The following is a 6102-nucleotide window of genomic DNA, read 5'->3' as shown; positions in this document are numbered from 1 at the left end:
CCCAAGGCATGTCCGGCCCGACAGCGAGCTCAGTCTCCTGCCGGGCATCCGTGTTTCAGGTCAACGGCGTTTGGAACTTCCAATTAGGTGGCGGCATTGACCGCAGGCCGCCCCCCGGTGGGGCGGAGAGACAGTGCAGCAGGTTTCAAATCCCGCCCATGCAAAGATATTTCATTTCCAGATAGTCCTCGAGGCCATGACGGGAACCCTCCCGCCCGATGCCGGATTGTTTGATCCCGCCAAACGGTGCCGCCTCCGAGGACATGCGTCCCGTGTTGATGCCAACCATGCCATATTCCAGAGCCTCTGCCACACGCCAGACCCGCTTCAGGTTTGAGGCATAGAAGTATGCGGCGAGGCCGTATATCGTGTCATTGGCCTCGCGCACGACCTGATCCGCATCGTTGAAGCGAATGATCGGCGCGAGCGGCCCGAATGTCTCCTCTTGCGCGACTGCCATGACGCTGGAAATCTCGGTGAGGACCGTGGGTTCGAAAAACGTGCCATTCTTGCCGATACGCTGGCCCCCGCATCGTATTGTGCCGCCTTTCGCAATGGCATCTGCGACGTGAGACTCGATCTTGGCCAGAGCATGCTTGTCGATGAGCGGTCCGATGTCCACTCCGGCATCGAATCCGTCGCCAACCGACAAGTGCCGGATTCTTTCCACGAATTTCTTGACGAACTCATCGTGAACGCTCGATTGGACGTAAATGCGGTTCGCGGAAACGCAGGTCTGGCCGGCATTGCGGAACTTCGCCTGGACCGCACCGTCAACAGCACCGTCAATGTCGGCATCATCGAAGATGATGAAAGGTGCATTGCCGCCGGTTTCAAGGCTGACCTTCTTGATCTGGTCAGAGCACTGACGCATCAGCAGCCGTCCGACCTCGTTCGAACCGGTAAAGCTGATCTTTGGAATTGGTGCAGAGTTCACGGCCCACGCGATCACCTTCGGACGCATAGATCAGGTTGACCACGCCATCGGGAAAGCCGGCCTGATGGCGAGAGCAAACATTGCACCTAGCCACGCCACGATAAGATCGAGCGCGGCTTCGTTGCGTGCGGGTCTGTGGTCAGTGGAGGGCGGAGGAAAAGCGCTCGGCGTGCTCGCCCTCGCGATACCACTGGTTCGCGCCGGCAAGCGCCAGTTTCTGAGGCAAATCGCCGAACAGCTGGTAGAGCCTTACTCTCAGGGCTTGGCATCTATGTCGCCTACGACCGCCACATGCAGCCCGTCGCGTGCGAAAGCGGCTTTGTGGAAGGCGCTTAGATCGGAGGGCGTTACGCTAGTCAGCCTCCCTTGGGCGGTCTCGAATACGGATGCGTGCGTAGATTCCGCGCCGCCAGGCCAGCTCGGCGATCGCATGAGGTTCGCGCTCATTGGCAATGATTTCGGAGAGAAGCTGGGCGCGTATGCGGTCGAAAAGTGCTGGTGTAGCCGGATGCGGGTCCCGCCGCCGAGAATGTCGGCCAGCAGTCGAGCGCCGCGGCCCCGCACCAGGGACCGCCCATGAATGACTCATGCGAGGCGTCTCAAGGCTGTCCGCGATCCAGCGCCAGATCTCCGCCTCGCCCGAGACGCGCAGAGCTGGCCGGTTGTGCAGGAGCCGTCGGCAATATCCGCCTTCCTCGTTCGGATGGGTAACGCTTGCGATACGGAGTCTTGACTTTGGCAGTCGCTCTGTGACATTACCTATATAAAGTTCGAAAGAAGGCGATATGGATCATGCATAGGTCACAGAGACCCGAATGAAGGCAACGTATAAACGCACCTATTCGCGCTACGCGATGGAAGCGCTTGGCCTTTTCGGTAAGACCATCCGGCTTGGCCGGATGCAGCACCGGTTAACCGCACAGGAGTTAGCCGAGAGAATCGGTGTTTCACGCAGCACCCTGCAGCGCATCGAGAAGGGCGATCCCAAAGTCGAAATCGGACTGATGTTCGAAGCTGCTGCCATTGTCGGTGTGAAGCTGTTCGATGCCGACGGCAATGGCATCACAGCCCTCACAGGCCGCATGGACGATCGCATCGCGCTGCTGCCGAAGCACGTCTACAAGGCCGGCAAGCAGATCGTCGATGAGTTCTAAGGTCCCCAAGTACGACGAAGCCTATGTCTGGGTCTGGCTGCCGGGCGAGACCGCGCCGGTTGTCGCCGGGCGGCTATATGCCCATGACGGACTCGTCAGCTTCAACTATGGCAGGAGCTTTCGTGAACTGGGAAGCGCGATCCCGCTTTATCTCCCGGAACTGCCCCTGAAGGCAGGCGAATTGCCTTTGCTTCCTGGCCTAACCATGCCGGGATGCATCCGCGATGCTGCCCCTGATGCCTGGGGACGACGGGTTATCCTAAACCGCAAATTCGGTGTGAAGGGCGATGAAATCGCGCGGCTCGATATTTCAGAACTGACGTTCTTGCTGGAATCAGGCTCGGACCGCATCGGCGCGCTCGATTTTCAGTTTTCGCCAATGCATTACGAGCCGCGCGCACTGGCCAATGCCACTCTCGAAGAGCTTGTCCAATCGGCGGAGCGGGTAGAGAAAGGTATTCCGCTCACCCCCGAATTAGATCAGGCGCTGCATCACGGCAGCTCGATCGGCGGCGCAAGGCCAAAGGCGCTGATCGAGGGTGACGCCGTCAAGCATGTCGCGAAATTTTCCTCGTCTGCCGACCTTTACAGCGTCGTCAAAGGAGAATTCATAGCCATGCGGCTTGCCGCCTTGTGCGGCATCAGAGCGGCATCCGTCTCGCTCGTTCGCGCCGCAGGCAACGACGTGTTGCTCGTCGAGCGATTCGACCGGATCAAGGTCACGGGCGGCTGGCAACGCAAATCCATGGTCTCAGCGCTGACGATGCTCGCGCTCGATGAGATGATGGCGCGTTACGCCAGCTACCAGGATTTGGCGGAGATCATTCGCCACCGATTCACCGCGCCGTCGGAAACTCTGCGCGAGTTGTTCAGCCGCATTGTCTTCAACATACTTTGCGGCAACACCGACGATCATGCCCGCAACCATGCGGCATTCTGGGACGGCGCTAAGCTCACCCTCACGCCTGCGTACGATATTTGTCCGCAGGCCCGCAGTGGCCAGGAGGCCAGCCAGGCCATGCTCATCAGCGGCAATAACCGCATGAGCCGGATAGCGTCCTGCCTTGAAGCGGCGCATCACTTCCTGCTCAGCGCGCCGGAAGCTCTTGCGATTGTTGAAGGCCAGCTCCGATGCATTGCGGAGAATTGGCCGCGTGTCAGCGAGGAAGCTACGCTATCCGGCACAGATCGCAATCTGTTCTGGGGCCGACAGTTCCTCAATCCCTACGCTTTTACGGCGCTGGAAGGAAGCGCCGACGTTCTCCGCGCTCTGGCTGACGAACTACGCAACAGTGTTCACGCCTGATCCGGCGCTGGATTTCGGACAAGCTCGGCAAGCGCAAGACGCCCACAATATCGACAACCCTTGCCGTGCCAGGACGAAGATTGAACAAACGGCTCTTCAACAGTGACAACGTGCACTGCGGAGAGATGTGGAGCTGACACCGCAAAAGCCCAAGACGCGCGACTTCCCGCGATACAACTCCACATAACTGAGCGTCTACAAGCGGTGCAGCCAGCCAAACATCCAGCCATCAAAGCGATGATCGTCTGATCTTTTGCCGATGACATCACGTCGGGGAAGCCTTGTTCGAGCGCTTGCCGCTTCATATCGATACCGGCCTGGGCGTAGCGCATCGTTAGTTCAGCCCGAGTGGCCTGGCCATCGACTGATGGTGGCGATGTCAACACCCGCCTTGACGAGGTGGATGGCCGTCGTGTCCCGCAAAGGGCGATGATGGATGCTTTTTTCCGCCATGGTGGTTCCTTCGCCCGCAGCCATGTGTGCGCAGCAAGTATGGAACACCGAACCGGGTGAGCAGTGTGGGGCGGTCGTTGCTTTGCTCGGCGGGACAGGGCGATACCAGACGAAGGTCACAATCGAAGATTCAGGATCCCTGAACTCGTGCATCCGTATTGAACATCAGCGAAAACAGAGCGTAATCCCGCTGTCCAGAAGGCGTGCGGCGGACGATACGCGCCAGGACGCTCTTGATTTCCGGGCTCATCGAGATATTCGACAGGTGCCACCCACGCGCCCTCTTGAAGGGAAGTGTCACCACCAGTTGCAGCGTATCCTAATATTCGGGGTGCTCCGAAATCAGGAACCGCGCAAAGGCATGCATCGCCGCCAGCCTTGCATTGCGGGTCGCAACTGCCACGCTCGACCTCAAGTGATGTGAGAAAGCTGCCCATCCTGTCGGTATTGATGTCGGAGACCGCTTCTTCTTTCAAGAATATCTTCCCGCTCTCCCGCGGCATGAGCCCGTGGCATGCTTCGGCCCAATGCTGTGGATTGATGTTTCTTCATGCCACAACCTCGCTGACGAGACCGCCGAAAGCCCCTTCAAAGCGGTCGGTGGCGATCTCTCGCAGCTTTGGAAGGTAGTGCATTGATTTTTCGTGGAATGGGGACCCTGTTTAAAGGGTGATTTTCGTCCAAACGGGACCCCTTAACGATGGGGTCATCAAGATGCCTCCGGCTTGATCGGAGGCATTTGTGTTTTGGATGTTGGTTTTAGAGACGATTGCAAAGATACGTCGGCTGTCGCTGGTCCAGGGGAAGTCGATCAAAGCGATCTGCCGTGAGCTGAAGATCTCGCGCAAGGTGGTGCGCAAGGTCCTGCGTTCTGAGGAGACGCAGTTCCGCTACGAGCGCAAGCACCAGCCCTATCCCCGCATGGGAGCTCGGCGTGAGACGCGGGACCGGCTGCTGTCGGCGAATGCGGCCAAGCCGCAGCGGGAGCGGCTGCCGGTCGCTTCGACGGCTTCCATTGCATTCCCCCGTCGGTGTCGAAGACCTGCACGGTGCGCTTCGACAACAACAAATACTCGGTGCTGTCGAGTGCCGTCGGTCGGCCCATCGAGATCCATGCTTATGTCGATCGGATCGCATCCGCCAGAGGATGGCGTGGTCGTGGGAGAACACGTTCGCTCCTTTGGCCGCAACGAGGTCGCCTACGATCCCTGGCACACGGCGCGCGCCGTTCCTTGGCTGGGTCGTGCGGTCGGCAATGGAGAAGGTGCGGCGCAGCTCAAGGCGGTTGATGACGTCGACCGGCAGATGGTGTTGATCCTCACCTGGGTGCTGACCGACGGATTGAGCGCGGTCGAGGCCGCCTGTCAGGAAGCCATCGAGCACGGTGCATCGTCGGCGCCGGTGATCCTCAACATCCTGGCCCGCAGCCGCGATCCGGCGCCGGGCACGATCCTTTCCATTCCCCAAGCGCTGAAGCTAGCTCACGAGCGGTCGCCGACTGCACCCGCTATGACAGTCTCAGGAGGACAAACAGCCATGGAACGCACCGAGGTACTGGAACTGATGGGAGCGCTGAAGCTCTACGGAATGCGCAGAGCCTATGACGAGATCATGGGCGCGTCGCCATCAAGCGACGGCACGAGCCGCCCAGGATTGTCGGTGATCTCTTGCAGGCCGAGATATCGGAGAAGCAGGCCCGCTCCATCAAATACCAGTTCGCTGTCGCCAAGTTGCCGCTGGCCAAGGACATCGACGACTTCGACTTCGCCGACACGCCGGTCACCCCCTGATGCGCGATCTCGCCCGGCCGCGCCTTCGTCGCCGATCAGCGCAACATCGTCCTGGTCGGCCGCCTTCACGGGTCACCCAACTCGCGCGGAAGGTCGACCGCATTGCGACGGGCGCGTGTCGACTTCCCAACAATGTCAGACAGGAGACGCAACGCTATCGGAGCGATCGCATTGCCCGAAACGATTTTCCCAGTTGGCACGACAATTGCGGTCCTATGCGCAAAAGCAAACTAGACCTGAGAGCCGCACCGCATGAATGTAGCCTCCCAATATCTGCCGCTTGTGGCGCATCACGAAGCCGGGCACGCGGTGGCCGCCATCGTTTTGCACCGTCAGACGTTCGACGACGACCGTGAACTCCCTGCTTTCTCAAGTGTTAGTATTTACCCCGACGTCGGTGACGGAGAGTGCGGTGGTGTTGTCGAAGGCGCGGGTTTTTATTCAGCGCAAGGATTCACCTCG

The 6102-nt window shown here is 59.6% G+C and carries 4 protein-coding genes and 3 pseudogenes; 5 read left to right on the top strand and 2 right to left on the bottom strand.

Annotated elements, in window-relative coordinates; translation table 11 throughout:
- Positions 1-145: 145 nt before the first annotated feature.
- A pseudogene (locus EN879_RS21020) lies at positions 146-1141 on the bottom strand (aldehyde dehydrogenase family protein); the annotation flags it as partial.
- Between the two features lie 611 nt (positions 1142-1752).
- Here EN879_RS21020 and EN879_RS21010 point away from each other — a divergent pair.
- Positions 1753-2091, top strand: a complete 339-nt coding sequence (locus tag EN879_RS21010) for a helix-turn-helix transcriptional regulator (protein WP_063169282.1) — start codon at positions 1753-1755, stop codon at positions 2089-2091.
- On the top strand, positions 2081-3397 hold the full coding sequence (locus tag EN879_RS21005; protein WP_063169281.1) for a HipA domain-containing protein: 1317 nt from the start codon (positions 2081-2083) through the stop codon (positions 3395-3397). The genes EN879_RS21010 and EN879_RS21005 overlap by 11 nt, the downstream gene beginning before the upstream one ends.
- Positions 3398-3966: 569 nt before the next feature.
- On the opposite strand, the gene EN879_RS21000 is transcribed toward EN879_RS21005, so the two are convergent.
- Complete coding sequence (locus EN879_RS21000) at positions 3967-4326, bottom strand: hypothetical protein (RefSeq protein WP_126066776.1); 360 nt, start codon at positions 4324-4326, stop codon at positions 3967-3969.
- 516 nt (positions 4327-4842) lie between these two features.
- On the opposite strand from EN879_RS21000, the pseudogene EN879_RS40070 reads away from it, so the two are divergent.
- The 3 genes and pseudogenes from EN879_RS40070 to EN879_RS39460 form a co-directional block, all read left to right on the top strand.
- Positions 4843-5376: pseudogene (locus tag EN879_RS40070) on the top strand (IS21 family transposase); the annotation flags it as partial.
- A gap of 10 nt (positions 5377-5386) precedes the next feature.
- Positions 5387-5700: pseudogene (locus EN879_RS20990) on the top strand (ATP-binding protein); the annotation flags it as partial.
- A gap of 192 nt (positions 5701-5892) precedes the next feature.
- Positions 5893-6102, top strand: a 210-nt coding sequence (locus tag EN879_RS39460) for a hypothetical protein (RefSeq protein ID WP_206520972.1), incomplete at its 3' end; no start/stop codon positions are given.

The organism is Mesorhizobium sp. M7A.F.Ca.AU.002.02.1.1 (assembly GCF_003998535.1).
Lineage (GTDB): Bacteria > Pseudomonadota > Alphaproteobacteria > Rhizobiales > Rhizobiaceae > Mesorhizobium > Mesorhizobium ciceri.
Note: the sequence above shows the minus strand (reverse complement) of the source record. Positions and strands in the feature narration are given on the sequence as shown.

What these genes read in the sequence shown, in the direction of transcription:
- EN879_RS21010 (WP_063169282.1), top strand. Translation starts at nt 1,753, where the DNA reads ATGAAGGCAACGTATAAACGCACCTATTCGCGCTACGCGATGGAAGCG.
- EN879_RS21005 (WP_063169281.1), top strand. Translation starts at nt 2,081, where the DNA reads ATGAGTTCTAAGGTCCCCAAGTACGACGAAGCCTATGTCTGGGTCTGG.